This is a genomic window from Kocuria sp. CPCC 205261 (assembly GCF_040981025.1).
GTDB lineage: Bacteria > Actinomycetota > Actinomycetes > Actinomycetales > Micrococcaceae > Kocuria > Kocuria marina.
Genome location: NZ_JAVKPU010000030.1, coordinates 1 through 2,134, shown reverse-complemented (window position 1 = coordinate 2,134; position 2,134 = coordinate 1). Strand labels below are relative to the sequence as shown.

At 63.9% G+C, this 2,134-nt stretch carries 2 protein-coding genes; both read left to right on the top strand.

What is annotated here, in order from left to right:
• Positions 1-292 precede the first annotated feature (292 nt).
• On the top strand, positions 293-1,138 hold the full coding sequence (locus RF646_RS13215) for a 23S rRNA (adenine(2058)-N(6))-methyltransferase Erm(36) (RefSeq protein WP_015345217.1): 846 nt from the start codon (positions 293-295) through the stop codon (positions 1,136-1,138).
• The coding region (locus tag RF646_RS13210; RefSeq protein WP_368836231.1) for an IS481 family transposase at positions 1,135-2,134 on the top strand (1,000 nt) is incomplete at its 3' end. The genes RF646_RS13215 and RF646_RS13210, both read left to right, overlap by 4 nt.

The following is a 2,134-nucleotide window of genomic DNA, read 5'->3' as shown; positions in this document are numbered from 1 at the left end:
TGTTGCGGGCAAGGACGTTGTTGACGTTGGCGCGGCTGTTGCCGTGATGGGCGATTCCAGTGCCGCCCAGACCGCTCTGGAGGTAGGAGGGCCCCAGGCCAGGCCCTTGATCAGCTGTTGAACAGCCCTGGTGCGATAGGGTGGGGGCCATGGGTAGTCCATCAATTGCAGTGACCCGGTTCCGCCGCTTCTAGCGGCGGAACCTGTTCCAGGACGTTCTGCCGCTCCGCGAGTCCAGCCGGGCGGCGCTTTTGCGTGCCCGGACGCCTGCTTCGATGGAGCGTCCTTTTCTATGCCCACTTACCGTGGCGGCCGACATGAGCACGGCCAGAACTTCCTCACTGACCACACCACGATCGACCGGCTCTCACGGCTGGTAGGCGACTCGACCGGTCCGATCGTCGAGATCGGCCCGGGCCAGGGCAGGCTCACAAGAGAGCTGCAGAAGCTCGGCCGGTCCCTGACTGCTGTCGAGATCGATAGCCGGCTGGCGGACCGACTTGCATCGGCCAGTCAGTTCCGCGAGCAGAAACACGTAACCGTCGTCAACGCAGACTTCCTTCACTGGCCGCTACCGACCACTCCGTATGTGGTGGTCGGCAACGTTCCGTTCCACCTGACCACAGCCATCCTGCGCAGACTGCTGCACGATGGAGCATGGACCCAGGTGGTCCTGCTCGTGCAGTGGGAAGTGGCCCGCCGGCGTGCCGGCATCGGTGGTAGCAGCATGATGACCGCGCAGTGGTGGCCTTGGATCGACTTCAGCTTGCACGGGCGCGTGCCCCGGTCGGCGTTCAAGCCAGCCCCGAGCGTGGACGGTGGCCTCTTGGAGATGACTCGTCGTCCGGACCCATTGCTCAGCCCAGACGCGAGAGAGTCCTACCGACAGTTCGTCCATGACGTTTTCACCAGTAGGGGCAGGGGTATCGGCGAGATCCTGGCTAACGTATCCAGCTCACTCGGAAAGCGGGGAGCGCTCCAGTTGTTGAAGAGCGAGGGGATTCGCTCCTCGTCCCTGCCCAAAGATCTCTCAGCGGAGCAGTGGGCTCGCCTCTTTACCAGCGCGTCGCCTACGAAGAGTGCCAAAACCGGAAGGAACGCACACCCCGCCCACTCCGCACGGCGGCAAGGTCGATGACCCACGCCAACGCACCCCTCAGCCTCGAAGGCCGTCGACGGCTGATCCGACGCTGCCGTACCCGACCGATCGCACACGTCGCAGCCGAGATGGGCATCTCTCGCGCGTGCGCGTCGAAGTGGGTGAATCGATGGCGACGACATGGCGATTCCGGGCTGCGCGATCGATCCTCGACGCCACATCGGAGTCCCAACGTGACGCCGGCATGGGTCGTTAAGCAGATCGAAACCTGGCGGCGTGAGCATAAGTGGTCGGCTCAGCGCATCAGCGACGAGCTTGCCGACAGTGGGTTCAGGATTGACCGCCGCACTGTCACTCGGCACCTGACCAGGCTCGGCCTGGGCAGACGCAGGTTCATCGATCCCGGTGGAGACAACAATCGCAATCCCGGGAAGATCGTCGCGCGCTGGCCCGGTCATATGGTGCACCTGGACGTGAAGAAGGTCGGCCGAATACCCGACGGCGGCGGCTGGCGCATCCATGGCCGCGACAGCGACCAGACCAAGACTGTCAGTCGAGCGAAAGCGGCTGGCGCGAAACGCGGTTACACCTACCTGCACTCGGCCGTCGACGGCTTCTCCCGACTCGCCTACACAGAGCCGTTGTCGGATGAGAAGGGAGCCACCGCGGCGGCGTTCCTGGCCAGAGCCAAAGTCTGGTTCGCAGCCCACGGCATCACCCACATCCACCGTGTCGTTACCGACAACGGGGCGTGCTACCGGTCCGGTGACTTCGCGTGGATCGTAGGCAAGAGCACCCGCCATCAGAAGACCAAGCCGTACACCCCGCAGCACAATGGAAAGGTCGAGCGCTACCAGAGAATCCTGGCCGAGGAACTGCTCTATGCCCGAAATTTCAACAGCGAGGAGGACCGCTCGTCCGCGATCTCTGTCTGGAACATCCACTACAACTACCACCGCCGGCACGGCGGCGCAGGGGGCTGGCCACCAGCATCTCGAGTCCGGGAGGGTGTCACTAACGTCCAGCCCTCATACA

Coding starts and splice junctions, on each gene's coding strand:
- RF646_RS13215 (WP_015345217.1), top strand. CDS start 293: ATGCCCACTTACCGTGGCGGCCGACATGAGCACGGCCAGAACTTCCTC.